The following is a 21,880-nucleotide window of genomic DNA, read 5'->3' on the forward strand; positions in this document are numbered from 1 at the left end:
AGCACGCGACGGAGTAGAGGCGCTCGCCAGCATGTTGCACGCATTCATCGTCGGGATGGGCAGATCCGGCGCAGGGCTGCATCTGCCGTCCTTGGCCAAGGTGCGCGAGGCGGCCCCCGGGCTGCTGGCGCCCGACCCGGTCGTCGTCCTCGACCCCCTCCTGCCACCCGGCGGCGTGCGGGGAGCGGTGACGGCCGGGTCGCCCGAGGAGGCGGCCACTCTGGCGCCCCCCGACCGGACCGTCGTGCACCTGTGCACCCCGCCGCACGTCAGGGCCGGGATGCTGGCCCGGCTGGCGCCGCTCGGCTACCGCAAGTTCATCGTGGAGAAGCCGCTCGCGCTCGACCTGGTCGGGCTGGCCGCCGTGGCCCGGGTACGCCGGCGCTGGGGCCTCGACCTCACGGTCGCCACCCACTGGCTCGACAGCACGCTCACCGGCCGGTTGCGGGCGGCGATGCGCGCCGAGGAGTTCGGCCCCCTGCGGCAGATCCGGGTGGTGCAGAACAAGCCCAGGTTCACCCGCAGCGCGGCGCGTCCCGACGCCACCACGGCCTTCGACATCGAGATGCCGCACGCGCTCGCCGTGGTGCTCAGCCTGGCCGGGGGCGCCCGGATCTCGGCGGCGTCCTGGGAGGACATGGTCACCGAACGCCTGCGGCTTCCCCGGCTCGGACGGGCCAGTTTGCGGCTCGACCACTACTCGGGCGTGCGCACGGAGATCGACTCCGACCTGACCTCGCCCGTACGGGAGCGCCGCATCACCCTGCACTTCGACCGCGGCACGCTCACCGGCCACTACCCGTGCAGCGACGCCGACCACACCGCCCAGCTCAGGGTGGCCACGGCCGAGGGCGAACGGCGTACGGTGTTCACCGACGACGCCCTGCCCGCCTTCCTGCTGGCCGCCTACCGCCGCTACGCCCGCGCCCGCCGCTCGCCCGGCGCGCTGCCCGTCCAGGTCGACGCCGTGCGGCTGCTCACCGAGGCCAAGCACCTGTGCGCGGCGCACGAGCCGGGGCGTGAGGAGGCGCCGCGTGCAGGCACCACCTCCTGAGCTGGCCGGCATCGGCGACGAGGCCGCCCCCGACCTCGACGGCCAGCTCGCCGCCGTGGGGGAGCTGGGCTGGAACCGGCTGGAGCTGCGCACGGTCGACGGCGTGCCGGTCGCCGCGCTCGGCGAGCAGGCGTTCCGGCGCGCGGCGCGGCGGTTGCGCGAGGCGCGGGCCGAGGTCGTCGCGGTCGCCTCGAAGATCGGCGACTGGTCGCGGCCGGTGACCGGCGACTTCGCGCTCGACCTCGCCGAGCTCGACGTGCTGGCCCGCCGCTGCCCGGTGCTGGGGACGCGGCTGGTGCGGATCATGTCCTTCCCCTCGGGCGGCCTGCCCGAGCCCGAGTGGGGGCGGAGGGTCCGCGAGCGGCTGCGCGAGCTGGCCCGCCGGGCCGAGGACGCCGGGCTGCTGCTGGTCCACGAGAACTGCGCCGGCTGGGCGGGCGACCGCGCCGACCGCATGCTGGAGCTGGTCACCGGGATCGGCAGCCCGGCTCTGCGGCTGCTGTTCGACATCGGCAACGGCGTCGCCCACGGCTACCCGGCGGCCCCGATGCTGCGCGAGGTCGTCCCGTACGTCGCGCACGTCCACGTCAAGGACGCCGTCACCGGCCCCGGCGGCGAGGTCGTCTACGTGCTGCCCGGCGAGGGGCGGGCGGGCGTCGCCGAATGCCTGCGCCTGCTGTCCGCCCATGGCTACGCCGGCGCCCTGTCCATCGAGCCGCACCTGCGGCTGCGCCCCCACCTCGACGACCCGGGCGCCGGCGACCGGGCCGCGTTCGTCCGGTACGGGCGGGCGCTGGAACGGCTGGTGGGGCAGGTCGATGGACGTTGACGCCGTGCCTCTCGACGCGGCGGAGCGCGACCTGCTGCTGAGGCTGCTGCGGCTGCCCACGGCGGGCCCGCTGGAGACCGGACCGGCCGGGCCGCCGCCGCGGCTGCGCGAGGCCCAGGAGCAGTACGCGCGGGCCGCCGCGGCGCTCGGCTTCCGCACCGTGCGGCACACCTCGGTGCGCCCGGCCGAGCTGGACCGCGCCGACGTCCCCGCGCCCGTGCGCGAGGCCCTCGGCCTGCCCGGCTTCCTGGACGGCCAGCCCAGCCTGGTGCTGCGGATGGGCCCCGGGCTCCCGGCGTCCCGCACGGTGATGTTCAACGTGCATCTCGACACGGTCGCCGGCGGCGGACCGGCCGGCTTCGACGGCGAGCGGTTCCACGGCCGCGGCGCGATCGACGCCAAGGGCCCGGCCGTCGCGCTGCTGGCCGGGCTGCGGGCGGCGCGCGCGTGCCGTCCGGCCATCGGGCGCGAGGTCGGGGTGCTGATCCAGGCCGTGGCGGGCGAGGAGGGCGGGGCCATGGGCGTGCTCGGCACCCGCCCGCTCGTCGAACGCGGCTACGTCGGGCGGCTCAACGTCTTCTGCGAGCCCACCGGCGTACGGTTCCTGCCGCGCAGCACGGCCGCCGCCACCGCGCGGATCGTGGTGGACGGCGACCACGCCGTGGACGACCGCCCGGCCGCCGGGCACAACGCCACGGTCCTGCTCGGCTTCCTGGCCCAGCACCTGGCCAGGGCGCTCGACCCGGACACCGTGTGCGTGGCGGGCCTGCACACCGGCACCCGCCACAACCAGGTGTACGGCCGCGGCTCCCTCCTGCTCAACCTGCCCTACGCCACCCCCGCCACCGGACGCCGCCTGGAACGGGACCTCGCGCGTGCCCTGGACGACGGGCTCGCGGCCTTCGCGGCGGCCTTCGGCGGCACCGCCCTGTTCGCTAGGACCGCCCGCGACGCCAGGGCGGTCACCCGGCTGGAGTGGCGCAAACGCGGCCTGCCGGTGCTCGACGACCGTGACGCGTGGGGCCACGCGCTCCTGCGCGACCGGGCCGGGATCCCGCCCTGGCCCGCCGGAGAACCGGCCTTCACCTGCGACGCCATCTGGATGGCGGGCGTCGGGGACGCCTGCACGGTCGTCCTGGGGCCGGGCGACCTGGCCGGCAACAACGCCCATGCCGAAGGGGAGTTCGCGCGGGCCGCCGAACTCGCCGGGTTCGCCGCCGCCGTGGCCCGGCTGATGATCGCCTTCACCGACGACAGGATTGGACGAGGAGCATGAACCCCACCGCCCCACCCGCGACGGACGCACCGCCCGCGCAGCCGTACCCGCCGGTCCCGGCAGTCGCCCGGCCGGCGCGGGCCGCCGTACGGGTGCGCCACGACGACCTGCTGGACTTCGTCGCCGCCGTGTTCACCACCCGCGGCCTGGCCCCGGAACGCGCCCGCGAGGCCGCCGCCGCGCTGTGCTACGGCGACCTCGTCGGCATGACCTCGCACGGCCTGGCCAACCTGACCCGGCTCTACCTGCCGCTGTTCGACGAGGGGCGGGTCGATCCGCTGGCCGAGCCGTCCGTGCTGGCCGACCGGGGGGCGGCCGTGCTGCTCGACGCCGATCGCGCCCTGGGGTTGTGGGCCGCCGGCCTGGCCATGGAGATCGCCGCGGGCCGCGCCTCGACGTACGGCGTGGGCCTGGTCTCCGTACGCGGGGGCACCCATCTCGGCTGCGCCGGGCACCACGCGCTGCGCGCGGTCGAGTACGGCATGGTCGGCGTCGTCGCCAGCAACTGCGGCCGGCAGCGCATCGCCAGGCCGCCCGGCGGCGCGGTGGCGATGCTGGGCACCAATCCGATCAGCGTCGCGGCCCCCGCGGGCGGGCATCCGCCGTTCGTGCTGGACATGAGCACCACCGCCATGCCCACCGGGCGGGTCAGGCAGGCCGCGCGGCACGGCGAGGAGCTTCCCGAAGGGGTGCTGGCCGGCGACGACGGCGCTCCCGTGACCGACGCGGCGGCGTTCGACGAGGGGCGGGCGCACCTGCTCTGGCTGGGCGGCCAGGCCGGGCAGTACAAGGGCTTCGGGCTGGGGGTGGCGGTCGAGGTGCTGGCCGCGCTGGTGTCCGGCGCGGGGCTCGGCGCCCACCCCGACGCCCACGACGGCGACGGCGGCCCGAGCGGGCGCGACGACGACATCGGCTTCCTCGCCCTGGCCGTCGCGCCGGGGGCGTTGCGCGAGGGCATGGAGGGCGACGCGGCCACGATGTTCGGCGCGCTGCTCGGCTGCCCGCCCGCCGACCCCGGCTCGCCGGTGAGCTATCCCGGCTGGCACGAGCATCGCCGGGCCGAGGAACACCGGCGCTCGGGCGTCCCGCTCGGCACGGACCTGTACGACGAGATGGCCGCCCTCGCCGCCGCCACCGGTCTCGACGCCCCCGCCCTGGTGGTGGCGCGGTGAGCGCCCGGCTGCGCGTCGCGGTCATCGGGCTCGGCGTGATCTCGCGGTTCTACCTGGCGGCTTTGCACAGCTCGTCCGGGCTGCGGCTGGCCGCGGTGTGCGACACCGATCCGCGCGTCCTGGAGGGGCACCGCGTCCCCGGTTACCGCGACCACGTCCGGCTGCTGGAGGAGGAACGGCCCGACGCCGTCGTGGTCACCGTCCCCAACGACCTGCACGCCCGGGTCTGCGCCGACGCGCTGGAGCGGCGCATCCCGGTCTGCGTGGAGAAGCCGCTCGCCCTCGACGCGGTGCAGGGCAGGCGGCTCACGGACCTGGCCGCCGGCTCGGGCGTGCCGCTGTTCACCGCCTTCCACCGGCGCTACAACTCCGCCGTCGGACGGCTGCGCGCGGCGTGCGCGGGCGCCCGCGTCGAGGAGCTGACCGTGCGCTACCTCGAACGCATCGAGGAGCACGCGGGCGACGACTCCTGGTACCTGGACGTACGCCGCTGCGGCGGCGGCTGCGTCGCCGACAACGGGCCCAACGCCTACGACCTGGTGGACCTGCTGCTCGGCCCGGCGCACGTCGTCTCCGCGCACGTCGACCGGGACGCCGCGGGGGCCGACCGGCAGGCGGACGTCGAGCTGCGCGCCGGCGCGGCCCGCGCGCGCATCCTGCTCGACTGGTCCTACCCGGGCGAGCGTAAGGACCTGGAGGTGCGCCTGGCCGACGGCCGCAGCCTGTACGCCGACATGCTGGCCGGCCACTCCGGCTTCAAGAACTCCCTGTGGCACGAATACGAGGGCGTGCTGGCCGCCTTCGAACGCTCGGTGCGTTACGGCACCCCCGACGGCGAGGGCGGCCTGCCCGCCCTGCGCTTCGTCGAGGACGTCTACCGCCTGGAGAAGGCCGGCGCGGGACGGGGTGCCGCGTGAACCCCGACGAGGACGGCCCCAAGACCGCGGTCACCGGGACCCTGCTGAAGGTGCTGGTGCACCGCAGGCAGGACCGCGGCATGCGGCTCGAACCGTACGCCAGCCGGTGCGTGCGCGCCGGCGAGGTGCACGAGCTGGTCGCCACCGACCACACCGAGACCGACGCGGGCGCCAGGATCGACCGGGTCGCCTTCCTGGGCTTCGCCGAGATCGTCGCGGCCGGCGTGCTGGACCGGGGCGACGAGGTGTGGATCGGCGGGCGCCGGGTCGGGGTGCTGCTCGGCTTCGACGGCTGCCACCTGCCCAATCACTACAACGTGCTGATCCACAGCGATCCCGCGGTCACCGGACGGGAGCTGGGACTCATGCCCGGCGAGCCGCTGGTGTTCAGCCAGGCCCTCCCGGACGAACCCGACGAGGGCGGCGCCCGCGTCTTCCGCTGGCCACTGCTGTAGAGCCGTTCTTGGAATTCCGATTACTTTCCGTGACCTCTGGTTTACCTTCAGTCACTCAGGGTAATCTGTTGATTGCGCACAGTAGTGGGAACCACTCGTTTTCGAGCCCACTAGAGGTCGCGTCCTTCCCCCCGATGATCCCCACCACGGCGGGCGGGCGCGTGTCACGAAAGGACAGACAATGGCTGCGGGCACCAAGACGACCAGCCGGCTGGAAGAGCGCTTCCGCCTCTGGGACAACGACGGCTCCGGCGCGATCGAGCGCTCCGACTTCGAGAACGAGGCCGACGGCATCATCGAGGGCCTGGGCGTGCAGGGGACGCCGCAGGCGCAGCAGCTGAAGCAGGCGTACCTGGCGATGTTCGACCACCTCGCGGGGGCGGTGGGCGCGTCGCGCCTCGACCAGGCGCAGTTCCTCCAGGCCGCCGAGCGCGAGATCATCAGCAGGGGCGACGACGGGTTCGCCCAGGTCGTGGGCCCGACCATCCAGGCCATCGTCAACGTCCTCGACCGTGACGGCGACGGCGAGGTCGACTCCTCCGAGATGGCCAAGTGGTTCGCGGCCATCGGGCTCGACGGCGCGGTCGCCGCCGAGGCCTTCCGGCAGATGGACACCGACGGCACCGGCAGACTCTCCGTCTCCGAGCTGGTCGCCGCCGTCCGCGACTACCACCTCGGCAAGAACGACATCCCTCTGCTCGGCAGGTGACCTAGGCCCGAGCAGGCCGAAGGGTCGCCCAGAGCCGCTGTCTCCGGGGCGGCTCCGCCCGAAGAAGGGGCCGTCCGGGCCGCATTCCCGGGCGGCCCCGCCGCCACCATCGCACCAGGACGGGAACCTTGGAGAAAACGCTCTCTCCGCCCGGGGGATCGCCGCCCCGCGCCGCCGCGGCTCCCATCCCCTTCTTCTCCCAGGCGGCGACGTTCGACCGGCTGTGGAAGGAGATCCGCGCCGGGTGTGTCGACGTGCTGGACCGCGGCAAGTTCTCCCACGGCGCGAAGGTCGCCGAGCTCGAACGCCGGCTCGCCCTGTGGACCGGCGCGGCGCACGTCGTCGGCGTCAACTCCGGCACCGACGCGCTGGTGCTGCTGCTGCGCGCGGCCGGCCTGCGGCCCGGCGACCAGGTCGTGGTGCCCGCCTACAGCTTCATCGCGACGGCCAGCTCCGTCGTGCTGGCCGGCGGCGTGCCGGTCTTCGCCGACATCGAGGAGCACGGCCACGGCATCGACCCGGCCTCCGTCGACGCCGTGGCCGGGCCGCGCACCACGATGGTCATGCCGGCGCACCTGTTCGACCGCCTGGCCGACCTGCGGGGCGTGTGCGAGGTCGCCCGGCGGCGCGGCCTGACCGTGCTGGAGGACAGCGCCGAGGCCATCGGCATGCGCCTCGACGGCACCCACGCCGGGCTCGTCGGCGCGGGCGGCGTGTTGTCGTTCTTCCCGTCCAAGACCCTCGGGGCCATCGGCGACGCCGGAGCGCTGCTCACCGACGACGACGGCATCGCCGAGACCGCGCGGGCGCTGCGCCACCACGGCCGCGGCGGCCGCACCCTCGACCACTTCCCCGGCATCGCCAACCCCACGATCCTGCCCGGCTGCAACAGCAAGATGGACGACCTCCAGGCCGCCGTCCTGCTGGCCAAGCTCGCTCGGCTCGACGCCGACATCACCCGCAGGTCCGAGCTGGCCACCCGCTACGACGCGCGGCTGCGCGACGTGCCCGGCGTGCTGGCCGTGCCGGGCGCGGCGCCGCCGCACCCGGGCGGCAACCGGGTCTGCTACGTCTACCTCGTCGAGGTCGAGTCCCGCGACGCCCTGGCGGCGCACCTGGCCGCGGCGGGCATCGGCACCGAGGTCTACTACCCGGTCCCGCTGCACCTCCAGCCCTGCTTCGCCCACCTCGGCCACGTCCGGGGCGACTTCCCGAGGGCGGAGGCGGCCTGCGAGCGGGCGCTCGCCCTGCCGCTCTACCCCGACCTGTCCGACGCCGCGGCCGACCGGGTGTGCGACGAGATCGAGGGCTTCTACCGAGGGCGGCGTGGATGAGCCGGGTGCCGTTCTTCGCCGCCGACCTGTTCGAGGCCGACCGGGCGACGCTGCTGCGCACGGTCTACGCCGTCGGCACCGGCGAGGCCCAGAAGTTCATCCTGGGCGAGCACACCGCCCGGTTCGAACGCGAGCTGCGCCACCGGCTCGGCGCGGCCGACGTCGTGGCCTGCTCCAGCGGCACGTCCGCGCTCACGCTGGTGCTGGCCGCCATGGACGTGGGCCCCGGCGACGAGGTCGTGGTGCCCGCCTTCGGCTGCGCCCCGCTGGCCGCCACCGTCGTCGGCGCGGGGGCGCGGCCGGTGTTCGCCGACGTCGACCCCGTGACGCTCACCGCCGACCCCGCCGCCGCCGAGCCGCTGGTCACCGGGCGGACCAAGGCGGTGATGCCGGCCCACATGTTCTCCGTGATGGCCGACATGCCGCGCTTCCGCGAGCTGGCCGACCGGCACGGCCTGCGGCTGGTCGAGGACTCCGCGCTGGCCCAGGGCGGCACGCTGGGCGGGCGGCCCGCCGGCCGGTGGGGGGACGCGGGCGTCTACTCGTTCGTGCAGGTCAAGACGTTCGGCATGCCGGGGGAGGGCGGGGTGGTGATCACCGACGATCCGGCCCTGGCGGCGCACGTACGGATGCTGCGCAACCACGGCCAGGACGGCGCCCGGCGTTTCCACCACCGCCGCGTCGGCCACAACAGCCGCTTCGACGAGGTGATGGCGGCCTTCCAGCTCCACCGGCTCGCCGGCCTGGACGACCGCCTGTCGCGCCGGGCCGAGATCGCCTCCTACTACTCCCGGCGTTTCGAGCCCCTGGCGGAACGCGGGATCGTGGCGCCGCCCGTCGGAGGGGACGGGCGGTTCCACTACGTCTACACCGTCCTCACCGAGCACCGGGACGCGCTGGCGGCCCACCTGGCCGCCCACGACATCGCCACCCACGTCTACTACCCGCGCACGCTGCCCGCCCAGCCGGCCTTCGCCCGCTTCGCGCCGCCCGGCGCGTCCTGGCCGGTGGCCGAGTCGGCCGCCCGGCGCAACCTGTCGCTGCCGCTGCACCCGCGGCTCGCCGACGCCGAGGTCGAACGGATCGCCGACGCGGTCTGCGCGTTCGCCCACGGCTCCCCGCAGGAGAACCCATGACCGACCAGATGGTCACCCGCGGCCTCGGCCCCTACGCGCGGCTGGCCAAGCTCGACATCTACGACTACTACCTGGGCCTGCCGCTGGTGTGGTCGCTGCTGCCGCCGGCCGGGCGATGGCAGCCGTACGCGGTCGGCCTGCTGTTGTCCGTGCTGATCGCCGAGGCGGCCGTGGTGGCCGCGATGGTCGGGTTCGACGACATCACCGGCCACCGCGACGGCAGCGACGCGGCCAACTACTCCTCCGACGCCGCCCGGCGCAGACTGGCCCGCAAACCGCTGGTCGCCGGCACGCTCACCGAGCGGCAGGCGCTGCGCTTCGCCTGGACGGCCACCGCGATCAGCGCCGTGCTCTGGGCCGCGGTCGTGGCCGCCGCCCCCCACCGGCCCGCGTGGGTGGTCGTGACGGCGGCGGCGTGCGTGGTCGCGGCCGTGCAGTACTCGTGGGGGCTCAAGCTCAGCTACCGGGGGTTCCAGGAGCTGTTCCTCGTCGGGCTCGGCGTGGGGTGGGTGCTGGTGCCGTACGGGCTGCTGACCGGGCAGGCGAGCGGGTTCGTGGCGGTGCAGGCGGTGCTCTTCGGGCTCGGGCCGATGATCTTCGGCCTGTACTCCAACACCAACGACGCCCGCGGTGACCGGGAGGCCGGGCGGTTCACCGTCGCGGCGCGGACGTCCCCGCGGGTCAACGCCGCCTTCGTCACCGCGGTGAGCGCGGCCGAGAGCCTGGTCGTCGGGTGGGCCGTGGCCGCCGGGGTCGCGCCCTGGTGGTTCCTGGGCGTGCTCGTGCCGCTGGTCTCCCTCCGCGTCACCCAGCTGGTGATCGGGTTCGTCCGCGGAGACGTGCTGCGGGCCCGGCGGGTGGCGATCCGCACCCACCGCGTCACCGTCGGCGTGCTGATCCTGGCCAACCTGGTCCTGGCATGAACGTGGACGTCGCGGTGGTGGGCGCCGGGCCGGCCGGCCTGGCGGCGGCGTACGCGCTGGACCGGGCCGGGCTCGCGGTCCGCGTCCTGGAGGCGGCCGAGGCGGTGGGCGGGCGGATGCGCACGCTGCGGGCGCGGGGCTGCCTGATCGACACCGGCGCCGAGATGTTGCCGTCCGCGGACGGCTACCCGGCCACCTGGCGGCTGATCAGGGCGGTCGGGCTCGACGCGGCGGCCGTGCCGAGGGTGCGCGACGCCGTCGGCGTGTGGCGCGACGGGCGCGTCCATCCGCACGTCGGCCGCCCGCTCGGGCTGCTCACCGGCGCGGGCCTGCCGCCGCGCGCCCGCCTCGACCTGGTACGCCTGCGCCTCCGCCTGGCCCGCGGCCGTCCTGGCCCGGAGGCCACCGTCGCCGACCTGGTCGGGAAGTACCATCCCGACCTGCGCGCGTTTCTCGTCGAGCCGCTGGTCGCCGGGTTCTTCGGCTGGGACGCCGGGCGTTCGTCCGCCGCGGTGTTCGCCCAGCACCTGACGACCACCGGGAGCACCAGCACCTGGCACACCTACCGAGACGGCATGGACACCCTGGCCAGGGTGCTCGCCGCCGGGCTCGACGTGGTCACCGGGCACGAAGTGACAGGGGTGGTCCCGTGCCCGGGAGGGGTGCGGCTGGAGTCGCCGCGGGGGAGCGTGAGCGCGCGGGCGGCGGTCCTGGCCGTTCCCGCGCCCGTGGCGGCCCGGCTGCACCCCGGCGCCCCGCCGGAGGAGCGGGCGTACCTGGAGGCGTGCACGTACGCGCCCATGCTGCGGCTCAGCCTCGTCCTGTCCCGGCCGGCGGCGCCCGGCTGGCGCGGGTTCGCCACGCTCGTGCCCGCGGCCGAGGACCCCGTGCTCAACGTGATCACCGTCGACCACCACAAGCACCCGGGCCGGGCCCCCGCCGGTACCGGGCTCATCTCGCTCATCACCTCGCCGCAGGGCACGGCCGCGCTCATGGGGGAGAGCGACGAGAAGGTCGCCGACCAGCTCGTCGGGCGCGCCGAGCGGTTCGTGCCCGGCCTGGCCGGCCGGGTGGCCCGCTTCCACGTGCACCGCTTCCCGCACGGGCTGCCGGAGGCGACGCCGCGGGCGCTGGCGCTGCGGGCGGCGTTCGAGGGGCGTCCCGGGACGGCGGTCGACTACGCGGGCGACTGGGTCGCCCTGCGGCCGTGCAGTGAGGGCGCGGTCGCGGCGGGGGAACAGGCCGCCGCGCGGGTGCTCGCCCGCCTGTCGTAGCCGCCCGCCCGCCGTCCGCCCGTTTTCAACGACGTACGCGCATGGAGAGAAAGCAGATGGCCTTCTTCACCCGGCCCATCGAGTTGGGCACCCTTTTCGACGACCTCGCCGAACGCGGACGCAGGACCGGCGTGCACGTGAGCCGTCCCCTGGACATCGCCCCCCACCTCGGCACCGACCTCGACCTGCCGGACCTGGCCGAGCTGGTCAGGGAGGCGGCCGGCTGGCTGGCCGCCGCCGGCGCGCGCCGGGGTGACCGGGTCGCCGTCGTCAAGCGCAACCACTGGGACTACGTGCTGCTGTCCTGCGCCGCCGCGCGCATCGGGGCGGTGCCCGCCACACTGTCCGCCGACCTGCCGCCCGACGTGCTGGAGATCCTGCTCAAACGGCTGGAGCCGGCGCTGCTCGTCACCGACTCCGCCCTCGCGGCCCGGCCCGGCGTGGCCGTCCACGCGCCGCGCACCCTGGTCCTCGACGGCACGGCGAAGGGACTGCTGTCGCTGGACGACGTCCGCGGCTGGGCCGTGCCGCCGGTGCACCGGCCCGCGCTGGACGACCCGCTGGCCGTCATGCACACCTCGGGGACGACCGGGGTGCCCAAACTCGTCGTGCACTCCACCCGTACGCTGCTGCGCCGGCTGGCCGGGTTCGAGGCCCACCGGTGGCCGGTGCTGGGCAGCCGTCCCGACGACGTCGTGGCGAGCGCCATCTCCTTCGCCCACGGGCGGGCCCTGGCCTGGACCGCGAGCGTGTTGTGGCTCGCCCCCGCCAAGGTGCTGGCCGTCTCCGCGCCCGGCTGGGAGGAGGCCGGCCCGTTCCTGGCCCGGCACCGGCCCACGACGCTGGAGGCGCTGCCGGCCACGTACGTGCGGTGGCAGCGGCGCACGCTCGGCGAGGCCGGCCCATTCGCGCGGGTACGCCTGTACATCAGCACGTTCGACGCCGTGCACCCGCCCACCGTGCGCGCCTTCCTGAACGCCACCCGGCGCCGGCGGCCGGTGTGGATGCAGGGCTGGGGGCAGAGCGAGACCGGGCCGCTCACCTTCCGCCTGCTCACCCGCCGGTCCATGGCGGACGGCGACGGCCGCCACCCCACCACGCGCGACCTCGGGCGTCCGGTGCCCACGCGGACCCGGCTGCGGGTGGTGGACCGCGAGACGTTGCGTCCGCTGCCGCGCGGCGCGAGCGGGCTCGTGGTCTGCCGCACCAAGGCCCTGTGCCTCGGGTACGTCGGCGAGCAGGAACGGTGGCAGGGCAAACGGCTCGGAGGCTGGTGGCACACCGGGGACGTCGGGACGCTCAGCCGTACCGGCCGGGTCCGGTTCGTGGACCGGGAGACCGACACGATCCCCGGCGCGAGCTGCGTGGAGCTGGAGGACGTGATCGACGACCGGCTGCCCGAAGTGCTGGAGTGCGTGATCCTGGGCGTGCCCGGACGGCCGTCCCTGCCGGTCGTGGTCACCGAGGACGGCGGCCTCGACCGCGACGCGTGGCGGCGGGCCGTCGCAGACCTGCCCGAGCTGGCCGACCCCGTGGTGATCACCTGGGACCAGGTCCCCCGCACCGGCACGGGCAAGGTCCGCAGAACGGCGCTGCGCGAGCTGCTGGGCGAGACCCCCGACACGTACGGCACCGGGCGGTGGACGTGACGCCGGGGTCGCGGGCCGCCGGCCGGTCCGTCGCCGAGCGGGAGGCGGTCGCCTGGCCGCTGGCGGGCGTGGTCGTGCGGGCGCGCGGCGAGTCGGTGGCGTTGCGGGTGGCCGTCCAGCGGTTGTGCGCGCTGGGCTGCGAGGTCCGGTTCGACGGCACGCCGCCGCCGGACGGGTCGCCCGCCGGGTGGCTGGGGGTCGCCTCCGCGCCGTTCGGCAGGCCGGGGGAGGCGCTGCCGGAGTGCGGGATCGACTGGTCGGGGCCGGTCGGGGCGCCGATGGAGGGCGAGCGCGACGTGCAGGCGGCCTGCGGGATCGCCCACGTGCACGGGCGGGCCGCCGGCGGGCCGAGGGCGCTGCGCCTGGACTACGCGTCGGTGTGCGCGGGGGTGCTCACCGCCCAGGCGCTCACTTCGGTCCTGCTCGCCCTGCTGCGGGGCGGGCCCGCGCTGGCGGCGCGCACGTCCGTCGCGCAGGCGGCGCTGCTCGCGCTCACCCAGTACATCGCCGTCGCCACCTGTGAACGCTTCGACCCGCCCCTCTCCGCCGGACGCGTGCCGTCCCCGGGAGCGGGTCGGGTGCCGCCGTTCCGGTCGGCGGACGGGGTGCGGTTCGAGATCGAGACGTTCGACGCGGAGTGCTGGCGGCGGTTCTGGGACCTGCTCGGCGCCGAGCCGAGGGCCGCGGCGGCGGGCTGGCCGCCGTTCCAGCAGCGGTTCGCGACGGCGACCTGCACGCTGCCGGCCGGGCTTGGCCGGACGGCCGCCGCCGCCGGTTACCGGGACGTCGTGGCGGCCGCCGCGGACGCCGGCGTCAGCGTGCTGCCGGTACGGGACGCGGACGCGCCGCTGGCGCCCCCACCTGCCTCGCCGTGGCGGCTGCGCGCGCTGACCGAGGCCGCCGCCGGGGAGCCGGCCGGCCTGCCGCCGCTCGCCCGGGACGCCCGGGGCCCGCTGGCCGGGCTGCTCGTCGTGGAGTCCACCAACCGGGTGCAGGGGCCGCTGGCCGGCCACGTGCTCGGCCTGCTCGGCGCGGACGTCGTACGCCTTGAGCCGCCCGGCGGGGACCCGCTGCGCGGCGTGCCGCCGATGGCGGGGCCGACCTCGGCCCGGTTCCTCGCGCTCAACCGCGGCAAACGCGCCCTCGAAGCCGACCTCAAGTCCGCCGCCGGACGCCGGGCCGCCCTGCGCCTGATCGCCTGCGCCCACGTGTTCCTGCACAACTGGCCGCCCGGACGGGCCTGCTCGTACGGGCTGGACCACGACGACCTCGCGCCCGTCCGGCCGTCCCTGGTGTACGCGCAGGCCGGGGGGTGGGCCGAGGCGCTGCCCGCGCCGCAGCCCATGGGCACCGACTACCTGGTGCAGGCCTACAGCGGGGTGGCGGCGCGGCTGGCCGGGCCCGGCGAGCAGCCCGCGCCGTCCCTGATGACGCTGACCGACGTGCTGGGCGCGCTGATCAGCGCGGAAGCCGTCGTCGCGGCGCTGGTGGCGCGCGCCCGCACCGGCGCCGGCGTCCGCGCCGGGACGGCGCTCATCGACGCGGCCCGCCTGCTGCGCGCCACCCCGCCCGGGACGCCGCCGGGGAGCCGGGAGGCCGCCCCCGTGACGGATCTGGCCGCCATGGCCGACGACCCGGCGTTCCACCGGGTGCTCGACCGTACCCCGCAAGCCGCCTACAGCCGTGCCCCCTGGACGTTCGTGCCAGCCCCCCACCACGAGGAGGCCCTCTGAATGCGTACCGACCCCCTGCCCTGGACGTCGGCGAACGGGATCGTCCTGGCCGACCGCGTGCCCGCGGGCATGCGCTCGGCGTGGACCGCCCGCGGCCTGTGCCCCGGCCTGGACCTGTACAGCCTGTTCAGCCGGCACGTACGGCGCACGCCGGAGCGCGAGGCGGTCGCCGACGAGACCGGCTCGCTCGACTTCGCCACGCTGGACGCCCGCGTGCGCCGGGCCGCCGCCGCACTGGCCGCCGCCGGGCGGGGAACGGCCGACATCATCGCCGTCCTGCTGCCCAACGGGCGTGACGCGGTGGTGGCCGAGCTGGCGGTGGCCGCCGTCGGCGCGGTGGCCCTGCCCATCCCGCACACGCGGGGTCAGCGCGACATCGCGGGCCTGCTGAACCGGTCCCGGGCGGCCGCGCTGATCACCGTGCCCGAGCTGGCCCTGGGGCTGCGGGCCGGGCTGCCGTACCTGGAGCAGACGTGGACGTTCGGCCCGCCCACGCCGGGCACCCGATCGCTCGACGAGGTGGCCGAGCCGGACGTCCGCGCGTGGCGGCCCGCGTGCCCGGACGCCGAGCGGCCCGCCCGGATCCTGCTCTCCTCCGGCACCGAGTCCGAGCCGAAGATGGTCGCCTACTCCCACAACGCCATGGCCGGCGGCCGGGGCGCCTACCTGCGGGCCGTGCTGGGCGAGGACGGGCCCACGCGCAACCTGCTGCTGGTCTCGCTGGCCTCCTCGTACGGCTCCTGCGGCACCTCCGTCCTGCTGGCCCGGCACGGCGGCACGCTGATCCTGCGCGCCCGCTTCGACGCCGCCGACGCGTTGCGCGCCGTCGAGCGGCACCGCCCCACCCACCTGTACGGCGTCCCGACGATGTTGCGCCGCATGGCCGACTCGGCGGCCGAGGCCGACCTGTCGTCGCTGCGCCGCGTCGTCAGCAGCGCCCAGCCCCTGCACGGCGAGGCCAGGCAGGCGTGCGCCCGCCGCTTCGGCGTGCCGCTCGTCAACGTGTACGGCTCCACCGACGGCGTCAACTGCCACACCGGCCGCGCCCCGGACCGGTGGGCCCCCGGTCTGGCCGGAACCCCGGACCCCGCCGTCGCCGAGATCACGATCCGGGACGCCGGGGGCGAGCCGGTGCCGCCGGGCGAGCCGGGCGAGATCTGGGCCCTCGGCCCGATGACCCCCCTGTGCTATGTCGCCGCCCCCGACCTGGACGACCGCTACCGCGCCCCCGGCGGCTGGGTCCGCACCGGCGACCTGGGCCGCCTCGACCCCGACGGCACGCTGTGGGTCCTCGACCGGATCAAGCGCGTCGTGATGCGCGGCGGCCTCAGCATCTCCCCGGCCGAGGTCGAGCGCGAGCTCAGCGCCCATCCCGACGTCGCCGACGCCTTCTGCGTCCCGGTGCCGGACGACGACCTGGGGGAGCGCATGTGCGCCTGCGTGTCGCCGCGGCCCGGCGCGCGACCGCCGTCCCCGGCCGAGCTGATCGTCTACCTGCGTGAGGAACGCGGCCTGGACCGGCGCAAACTTCCCGAACGGTTCCTCTGGCTGCCCGAACTGCCGCTCGGCCCGACCGGCAAGGTGTGCGCCGCCACCCTCACCCGCCTGGCCGCGCAGTCGGCGGTGCCCGTCGAGCGCAGCCCGATGAGGAGCGGCCGATGAGCCGGACCGCCTACGTGTTCGGCGAGCGCCGCGACCATGTCGCCGAGCAGCACCGCTGCCTGGAGCTGGCCTACGACCCGATGACCATCGAACGCCTGGCCGAGGCGGGCGTCGGGCCCGGCATGCGGTGCCTGGAGGTGGGTGCGGGCGGCGGCAGCGTGGCGGAGTGGCTGGCCCGCCGCGTCGGATCGGCCGGGAGCGTGCTGGCCACCGACATCGAGCCCGCCTTCGAGCCCGTGGCCCCCCGGCTGGAGGTGGTCAGGCACGACATCGTCCGCGACCCGCTGCCGGAGGCCGCGTTCGACGTGGTGCACGCGCGGCTGGTGCTGCTGCTTCTGCCGGAGCGGCTGGCCGTGCTCGACCGGCTCGTCCGGGCGCTGCGGCCGGGCGGCGTGCTGCAGCTCGACGAGTTCGACATCACCTACGGCCCCGGGCTGCTGATGCCCGACCCGGCCGCGGCCGAGCTCTACGAGACGTTCATGCAGGCCAAGATCCGCGTGATGACGCGCGCCGGGGTGGACGTGGCCTGGGGACGTCACGCGGCGGCGGCGATGCGGCGGGCCGGGCTGACCGGCGTCGACCCCAGGCCCCGGGTGGAGTTGTGGGACGCGCGCTCGCCGGGGGCGCGGCTGGTCGCCCACCACACCAGGCACCTGCGCGACCGGTTCGCCGAGGAGGGCCTGACCGAGCGGCAGCTCGCCGACGTGCGCGCGCTGCTGGCCCATCCGGACTTCCGCGCCACCTCGTGCGTGACCTACTCCGTGCAGGGCCGCCGTCCCCTGGAGGTGGCGTGATGCGCATCGACCTGCACGGCGCCGCGCCCGGCGTGCACTCCGCGATGGCCCGCTTCGACGCCGCCGCGAGCCGGGAGCTCGATCCCGCGCTCGCCGAGCTCGTCCGGGTGCGGGCCTCGCAGCTCAACGGCTGCGCGGTCTGCCTGGGCATGCACACCCGCGCCGCCCTGGAGGGGGGCGAGGACGCGGAACGCCTGCACACCCTCGCCCTCTGGCGCGACAGCGCCCTGTTCACCGGGCCCGAACGCGCGGCGCTGGCGCTCACCGAGTCGATGACCAGGATCGCCGAGGCCGGGGTGCCGGAGGAGGTGTTCGACGCGGCCCGCGAGCACTTCGACGAGACCGCGCTGGCCCACCTGCTGTGGACGATCGCCGCCATCAACGTCTGGAACCGGGTGGCGATCGCCGCCGGTCCGCCCGCCGGATAGGCGGTGGTTGTGGCACGATCGAGGCATGCGATCCCGTACGGAGGTGGCCTTAGCGGGCCTGATCGTGCTCACGCTGACCGGCGCTTGCGCCGACCCGGCGACCCAGCGGGTGTCCCTGATGAACGCCCCGTCCGCGCCGCCGTCGTCCAGCCTGGCGCCGGCCATGCCCAGCGTCGCCACGGACTCCCCGACGATGCCGGGCGGGACCCCTTCGCCGTCGTACTTCCGGCCGCCGCCGTTGGCTCCGGCGACCTCCCTGGCCGAGCCCATGGCGACGGGCAAGCCCCTGACGGCGACCGGCCCGCCGCGCTTCTTCGTCACCGGCCGGACGCCGATCTTCTCCTTCGCGGACTCGTCCAAGACGACAACCGCCACGCCGGTGCCGCCCGCCGTGAACGACGCCGTGACGGGCGCCTTCGTGGCGGCCGTGCCGCTGCCGCCCGGGGTGCGCTCGTCCTGGCACCTCGTCGCCGCCGGCCCCGACAACCGCACGTTCGTGCTGGCCGGATGGACGGGGCTGGACACGCCCCTCCGGCTCTTCCGCATCCGTCTCGACGAGAAGGGACGGCCCGGCGAGCCGGAGCTCGTGCCCGACCTGGAACCCGAGCCCGACCAGGTGACCGCGATGGCGCTCAGCCAGGACGGCAGCAGGCTCGCCTACACCGTCACGCTCATCGGCGGCGGGACCAAGGTGGCGGTCCTCGATCTGGCCACCGGGCGGCGGCGGGACTGGGTCACCCGGGAGAGCACCGCCGTCATGGGCCTGGCGTGGGCCCCCGACGGGCGGCGGGTGGCCACGGTGCTGGGCCGAAGGGGCCTCAGCGTGCTCGACCTGGGCAACGCGGGCACCGATCTGGTCGCCGCGTCGCGGCCGGTCAGGCCGGACAGGGCGGTGTGGAGCCCCGAGTCTGTGGCCTTCACCCCCGACGGGGGCGCCCTGCTCTACTCCGCCGGCCACGACGTCGAGCGGGTGCCGGTCGCGGGCGGGCGGCCACAGGTGGTGGCCCGGCTGACTCTCCCGCGGGGCGCCTCGCTGGGCCTCGACTTCAGCATCGACGGGACCGGCAGGCACCTGCTGTACACGGACGGATGGCGGGCGCACCGGGTCGACCTCGCCGACGGGTCCGCCACGTCGGTCCCGATCGACGCGGGCGAGCGCTCGGGCGAGGGGGAGTCGCCGGTCGTCGCCTGGTGAGGGGTCAGGTGCCGAGGTGCTGGGCCTCGTGTTGCCACTGGTCGCGGGGCTGGGTGTGCAGGCGCCAGTAGTGCTCGGCGATGTCGTCGGGGTCGAAGGCGGTGCCGGGGGCGACCACGCCGGCCACCGTGACGCTGGCCACGTGCACGCCGTCCGCGCCGTACTCCTGGTCGAGCAGGGTCACCAGGGTCCGTACGCCGGCCTTGCCCAGTGACAGGCTCACGTAGCCCGGCTTGGGCTCCGGCATGCCGCCGGTGACGATGAACGTGCCGCCGCCGCGCCCGGCCATCCCCGGCGCCACGTGGGCGGCGGCGGTGAGCGCCCCGACGACGTTGACCGCGTACGCGTCGAGCTGGGCCCGCGCCGGCAGCTCCCCGGGCCGGTCGGCCTGGACGATCGCGGCGTTGTACACCACGACGTCGGGCGGGCCCAGCTCGGCGGCCGTCTTGTCGAGCGCGGCGCGCAACGCGTCCTCGTCGGCGCTGTCGGCGACCGCCGTGGCGACCGGCACCCCGTAGGAGGAGAGGGAAGCCGCGGCCGACTCCACCGTCCGCGCGCTGCGCGCGATCAGGCCGACCGGCAGCCCCTCGGCGGCGAACCGGCGCGCCACCGCCTGCCCGATCCCCGGCCCCGCTGCGATGATCACTGCTCCGGACACCTTCATCTCCCATCTGTAGTGGCGACAATGGGGACGATAAAGGGTCACATCCATGTGAAGGTCAACCCGGAGGTTCCATGCGAATCGGCGATCTCGCCCGGCAGACCGGAGTGAGCCGCAGGCTGCTGCGCTACTACGAGGACCAGGGCCTGCTCAGACCGCTGCGCCTGTCGAACGGCTACCGCGAGTACGCCGAGACCGACGTCGCGGAGGTGCGCCACATCCGCGCGCTGCTCGAAGCCGGCCTGCCCACGTCGGTCATCACCAGGGTGCTGCACTGCGTCCACGACGACGGCGCCGACATGGTGCCCTCCTCCTGCCCCGAGATGATGGACAACCTCAACCGCGAGCGCGCCCGCATCAGCGGCGAGATCAGCCGCCTGGCGGCCTCGCGGAAGGCGCTCAACTCCATGCTCGCCACCGCCCGCGAGCCTGCCGAAGGGAAGCATTCGCCCAGGTGAGAGGATGGACGGCATGGATCTGGGGGCCATCCGGACGATGAGTCGCGAGGAGTGCCTGACGCTGCTGTCCACGGTTCCCGTGGGCCGGGTGGCGTGGGCGCTGCCGGGCGGCACGATCATCGTGCTGCCGGTGAACTTCACGCTCGACGCCGACACCGTCGTGTTCCGGATCCCGCCCGGCCGCATCCTGGAGGCGATCGAGCACCGGGTGCCGATGGCGTTCGAGATCGACGACATGGAGCCGGCCATGCGCACCGGGTGGAGCGTGCTGGTGACCGGCGTCGCGGAGGTCGTCCGGGATCGGGAGGAGGCCGGGCGGCTGGAGCGGCTGACCGGCGCGCCCTGGCCGGAGCTGGCCGATCCGGTGCTCGTCCGGCTGCCGTTGCACCGCGTGTCCGGGCGTCGCCTGCCACTGCATCCGGGCGGGGTGGTGGTCGAGCGCCTCGGCGGCCAGGCGTGAGGCCGCGGCAGGCTCACACCGGCGGGACGAGCGTGAAGTAGCGGTCGAGCAGGGCCGGTCGCCGCGGACGTCGAGCCGGTCGGCGGGCAGCCGGTGCAGCAGCAGGTCGGAGGCCGCTCCGGCGAGCTCTACCGCGGCCTTCGAGTCGCCGGTGAGCCGGACGTCGTCGCCGTCGAAGCGCACCGCCCACACCCCCGGCCCGTCGCTGGGCTCGCTCCGATCGGCTGGATGCGGATGTCGGATGACGTTGTGCGCAGGACGGAACGGCTCGAAACTGTACCGGTCAGCCGGTACAGTAATGGCCATGCCACGACCCAGTTCCAAGGACCGGCTGCTCGACGCCGCCGCCGACGTGCTGCTGACGGAGGGCGCGGAGTCGCTGACGCTGGAGGCGGTCGCCCGGCGGGCGGGCGTCTCCAAGGGCGGCCTGTTCTACCACTTCCCGACCAAGCAGGCCCTGGTCGCCGCCATGGTCGCGCGGCTGACCGACGCCTTCGACCAGGCGCTGGCGGCGGCGGGCGGCCGGCCGGGCGACTTCCTGCGGGCGTACGTGCGGGCCACGATCCCCGAACGGCACACTGCCTCCGTCCCGGCCGACCGGGTCACCGTCGCGCTGCTGGCGGGGGTGCTGGTCGACCCCGCCGGGCTGGAGCCGCTGCGCGAGCGGTTCGCCGCCTGGCAGGCCCGGCTGGCCGACGACGGCATCGACCCGGCCGCCGCGACCGCCGTCCGGCTGGCGGTGGACGGCTGGTGGGCCGCCCGCCTGCTCGGCCTCGGCGAACCCGGCCCCGGCCTGCACGAACCCACCCGCCGCTACCTGATGGAGGTCATCGACCGTGCTGCGCGCGACTAAGGCGTTGATGGTGCTGACGGATGTCGGCTTCGTGGCCTACTTCACGATCACCGGTCTCGGCCTGATCCCGCCCGAATGGGCCTTCGCCGACTATGCCGATCCGCTGATGGCCGACTGGAACTGGTCGTTCCTCTGGATCGACCTCCTGGCCAGCGCCACCGGCCTGACCAGCCTGTGGCTGCTGCGACGGCGCTCGCCCGCGGGCGAGCCGCTGATGCTGGTCTCGCTGGTGCTGACGGCGGCCTCGGGGCTGATGGCGATCGCGTTCTGGACGCTGCGCGGCGACTTCTCGCCCGCCTGGTGGATCCCCAACCTCTACCTGCTGCTCTTCCCGCTGCCGGCGATCGCCGTGCTCACCGCCCGGGGAAGAATTCCGCGCTCTGGACGTATTCCATCGCCCTGACGAACCCGGGATCGGCCAGGCGGCGCTCCGCCTCCTCGGCGGAGACGTCCTCGACGTGGGTCTGGATCCACCACAGGTTGCCCCAGGGGTCGCGCACCCGGCCGACGAGGTCGCCGAAGAACAGGTGCGTGACGTCGGTGACGGACGTGCCGCCCGCCTCGACCGCGCGGCGATGGACGGCGGCGGCGTCGGGCACGTACAGGCGGAGGAAACCGGGCGTCGCGGGCCATTCGGGCCGGGCGTCGAACATCATCACCACGGCGTCCCCGATCCGTACCTCGGCGTGCTGGACCTCGCCGTCCGGGCCGGTCATCCGGCCCAGTTCGACGGCGTCGAAAGCGGCCTTGAGCCAGTCGATCAGCCCGGCCGTGTCGCGCGAGATGATCCACGGCGTCACGGTGGTGTAGCCCTCGGGGACAGGGTTGACGGTCATGATGTGCCTCCTCGATCGGTGCGTCGAGACGACGTTAGAAGGCCAGTAGGTCAACTTCTGTCCTACATCGAC

General features: G+C 75.3%; 23 protein-coding genes. 21 read left to right on the plus strand and 2 right to left on the minus strand.

Annotation, left to right across the window (positions count from 1 at the left end; all coding sequences use genetic code 11):
• Window positions 1-31 precede the first annotated feature (31 nt).
• From AB0J46_RS43875 to AB0J46_RS43955, 17 genes are all read left to right on the plus strand, one after another.
• Window positions 32-1,054, plus strand: a complete 1,023-nt coding sequence (locus AB0J46_RS43875) for an oxidoreductase (RefSeq protein ID WP_364341176.1) — start codon at window positions 32-34, stop codon at window positions 1,052-1,054.
• Complete coding sequence (locus AB0J46_RS43880; RefSeq protein WP_364341178.1) at window positions 1,035-1,883, plus strand: TIM barrel protein; 849 nt, start codon at window positions 1,035-1,037, stop codon at window positions 1,881-1,883. The genes AB0J46_RS43875 and AB0J46_RS43880 overlap by 20 nt, the downstream gene beginning before the upstream one ends.
• On the plus strand, window positions 1,873-3,159 hold the full coding sequence (locus tag AB0J46_RS43885) for a M20/M25/M40 family metallo-hydrolase (protein ID WP_364341180.1): 1,287 nt from the start codon (window positions 1,873-1,875) through the stop codon (window positions 3,157-3,159). Before AB0J46_RS43880 ends, AB0J46_RS43885 begins: the two co-directional genes overlap by 11 nt.
• Window positions 3,156-4,331: an Ldh family oxidoreductase gene (locus AB0J46_RS43890; RefSeq protein ID WP_364341182.1), complete on the plus strand. Its 1,176-nt coding sequence runs from the start codon at window positions 3,156-3,158 to the stop codon at window positions 4,329-4,331. The genes AB0J46_RS43885 and AB0J46_RS43890 overlap by 4 nt, the downstream gene beginning before the upstream one ends.
• On the plus strand, window positions 4,328-5,248 hold the full coding sequence (locus AB0J46_RS43895; RefSeq protein ID WP_364341184.1) for a Gfo/Idh/MocA family oxidoreductase: 921 nt from the start codon (window positions 4,328-4,330) through the stop codon (window positions 5,246-5,248). The genes AB0J46_RS43890 and AB0J46_RS43895 overlap by 4 nt, the downstream gene beginning before the upstream one ends.
• A complete protein-coding gene (locus AB0J46_RS43900; RefSeq protein WP_352353080.1) occupies window positions 5,245-5,703 on the plus strand; it encodes a hypothetical protein in 459 nt (152 codons plus the stop codon). The genes AB0J46_RS43895 and AB0J46_RS43900 overlap by 4 nt, the downstream gene beginning before the upstream one ends.
• Window positions 5,704-5,884: 181 nt before the next feature.
• Window positions 5,885-6,412, plus strand: a complete 528-nt coding sequence (locus AB0J46_RS43905) for an EF-hand domain-containing protein (RefSeq protein ID WP_364341186.1) — start codon at window positions 5,885-5,887, stop codon at window positions 6,410-6,412.
• A 128-nt stretch (window positions 6,413-6,540) separates the two neighbouring features.
• Window positions 6,541-7,746: a DegT/DnrJ/EryC1/StrS family aminotransferase gene (locus AB0J46_RS43910; RefSeq protein WP_364341188.1), complete on the plus strand. Its 1,206-nt coding sequence runs from the start codon at window positions 6,541-6,543 to the stop codon at window positions 7,744-7,746.
• Entirely contained in the window at window positions 7,743-8,882 is a 1,140-nt protein-coding gene (locus AB0J46_RS43915; protein WP_364341190.1) for a DegT/DnrJ/EryC1/StrS family aminotransferase, read from the plus strand. Before AB0J46_RS43910 ends, AB0J46_RS43915 begins: the two co-directional genes overlap by 4 nt.
• Window positions 8,879-9,805 carry a UbiA family prenyltransferase gene (locus AB0J46_RS43920; protein ID WP_364341192.1) on the plus strand — a complete coding sequence of 309 codons (927 nt, stop codon included), beginning with the start codon at window positions 8,879-8,881 and terminating at the stop codon, window positions 9,803-9,805. Before AB0J46_RS43915 ends, AB0J46_RS43920 begins: the two co-directional genes overlap by 4 nt.
• A complete protein-coding gene (locus AB0J46_RS43925; protein WP_364341194.1) occupies window positions 9,802-11,079 on the plus strand; it encodes an FAD-dependent oxidoreductase in 1,278 nt (425 codons plus the stop codon). The genes AB0J46_RS43920 and AB0J46_RS43925 overlap by 4 nt, the downstream gene beginning before the upstream one ends.
• Window positions 11,080-11,120: 41 nt before the next feature.
• Window positions 11,121-12,728 (plus strand): class I adenylate-forming enzyme family protein, encoded by a 1,608-nt coding sequence (locus AB0J46_RS43930; protein WP_364341196.1) that lies wholly within the window; start codon window positions 11,121-11,123, stop codon window positions 12,726-12,728.
• Window positions 12,719-14,461, plus strand: a complete 1,743-nt coding sequence (locus AB0J46_RS43935) for a CoA transferase (protein WP_364341198.1) — start codon at window positions 12,719-12,721, stop codon at window positions 14,459-14,461. Before AB0J46_RS43930 ends, AB0J46_RS43935 begins: the two co-directional genes overlap by 10 nt.
• Window positions 14,462-16,123 carry a fatty acid--CoA ligase family protein gene (locus tag AB0J46_RS43940; protein ID WP_364341200.1) on the plus strand — a complete coding sequence of 554 codons (1,662 nt, stop codon included), beginning with the start codon at window positions 14,462-14,464 and terminating at the stop codon, window positions 16,121-16,123.
• Window positions 16,120-16,917, plus strand: coding sequence for a class I SAM-dependent methyltransferase (locus tag AB0J46_RS43945; RefSeq protein ID WP_364341202.1), 798 nt, complete (start codon window positions 16,120-16,122; stop codon window positions 16,915-16,917). Before AB0J46_RS43940 ends, AB0J46_RS43945 begins: the two co-directional genes overlap by 4 nt.
• Window positions 16,917-17,345, plus strand: a complete 429-nt coding sequence (locus AB0J46_RS43950; protein WP_364341204.1) for a carboxymuconolactone decarboxylase family protein — start codon at window positions 16,917-16,919, stop codon at window positions 17,343-17,345. The genes AB0J46_RS43945 and AB0J46_RS43950 overlap by 1 nt, the downstream gene beginning before the upstream one ends.
• Before the next feature lie 25 nt (window positions 17,346-17,370).
• Window positions 17,371-18,540: a hypothetical protein gene (locus tag AB0J46_RS43955; RefSeq protein ID WP_364341206.1), complete on the plus strand. Its 1,170-nt coding sequence runs from the start codon at window positions 17,371-17,373 to the stop codon at window positions 18,538-18,540.
• Between the two features lie 4 nt (window positions 18,541-18,544).
• Here the strand turns inward: AB0J46_RS43955 and AB0J46_RS43960 are convergent, their stop codons facing one another.
• The gene (locus AB0J46_RS43960) at window positions 18,545-19,186 is read right to left on the minus strand and encodes an SDR family NAD(P)-dependent oxidoreductase (protein ID WP_364341208.1); all 642 of its coding nucleotides are present in this window, start codon (window positions 19,184-19,186) and stop codon (window positions 18,545-18,547) included.
• Between the two features lie 89 nt (window positions 19,187-19,275).
• On the opposite strand from AB0J46_RS43960, the gene AB0J46_RS43965 reads away from it, so the two are divergent.
• The 4 genes from AB0J46_RS43965 (at window position 19,276) to AB0J46_RS43980 (ending at window position 21,375) form a co-directional block, all read left to right on the plus strand.
• A complete protein-coding gene (locus tag AB0J46_RS43965; RefSeq protein ID WP_364341210.1) occupies window positions 19,276-19,659 on the plus strand; it encodes a MerR family transcriptional regulator in 384 nt (127 codons plus the stop codon).
• A 4-nt stretch (window positions 19,660-19,663) separates the two neighbouring features.
• Window positions 19,664-20,119, plus strand: a complete 456-nt coding sequence (locus AB0J46_RS43970) for a pyridoxamine 5'-phosphate oxidase family protein (protein WP_364341212.1) — start codon at window positions 19,664-19,666, stop codon at window positions 20,117-20,119.
• Between the two features lie 304 nt (window positions 20,120-20,423).
• Window positions 20,424-20,972 carry a TetR/AcrR family transcriptional regulator gene (locus tag AB0J46_RS43975; protein WP_364341214.1) on the plus strand — a complete coding sequence of 183 codons (549 nt, stop codon included), beginning with the start codon at window positions 20,424-20,426 and terminating at the stop codon, window positions 20,970-20,972.
• The gene (locus AB0J46_RS43980; protein ID WP_364341216.1) at window positions 20,956-21,375 is read left to right on the plus strand and encodes a DUF5360 family protein; all 420 of its coding nucleotides are present in this window, start codon (window positions 20,956-20,958) and stop codon (window positions 21,373-21,375) included. Before AB0J46_RS43975 ends, AB0J46_RS43980 begins: the two co-directional genes overlap by 17 nt.
• Here the strand turns inward: AB0J46_RS43980 and AB0J46_RS43985 are convergent.
• Window positions 21,326-21,808, minus strand: coding sequence for a VOC family protein (locus AB0J46_RS43985; protein ID WP_364341218.1), 483 nt, complete (start codon window positions 21,806-21,808; stop codon window positions 21,326-21,328). The two genes, AB0J46_RS43980 and AB0J46_RS43985, sit on opposite strands and share 50 nt — an antisense overlap.
• Window positions 21,809-21,880: the final 72 nt, after the last annotated feature.

Origin of the sequence: Nonomuraea sp. NPDC049758 (genome assembly GCF_040674635.1) — a bacterium.
Taxonomy (GTDB): Bacteria; Actinomycetota; Actinomycetes; order Streptosporangiales; family Streptosporangiaceae; genus Nonomuraea.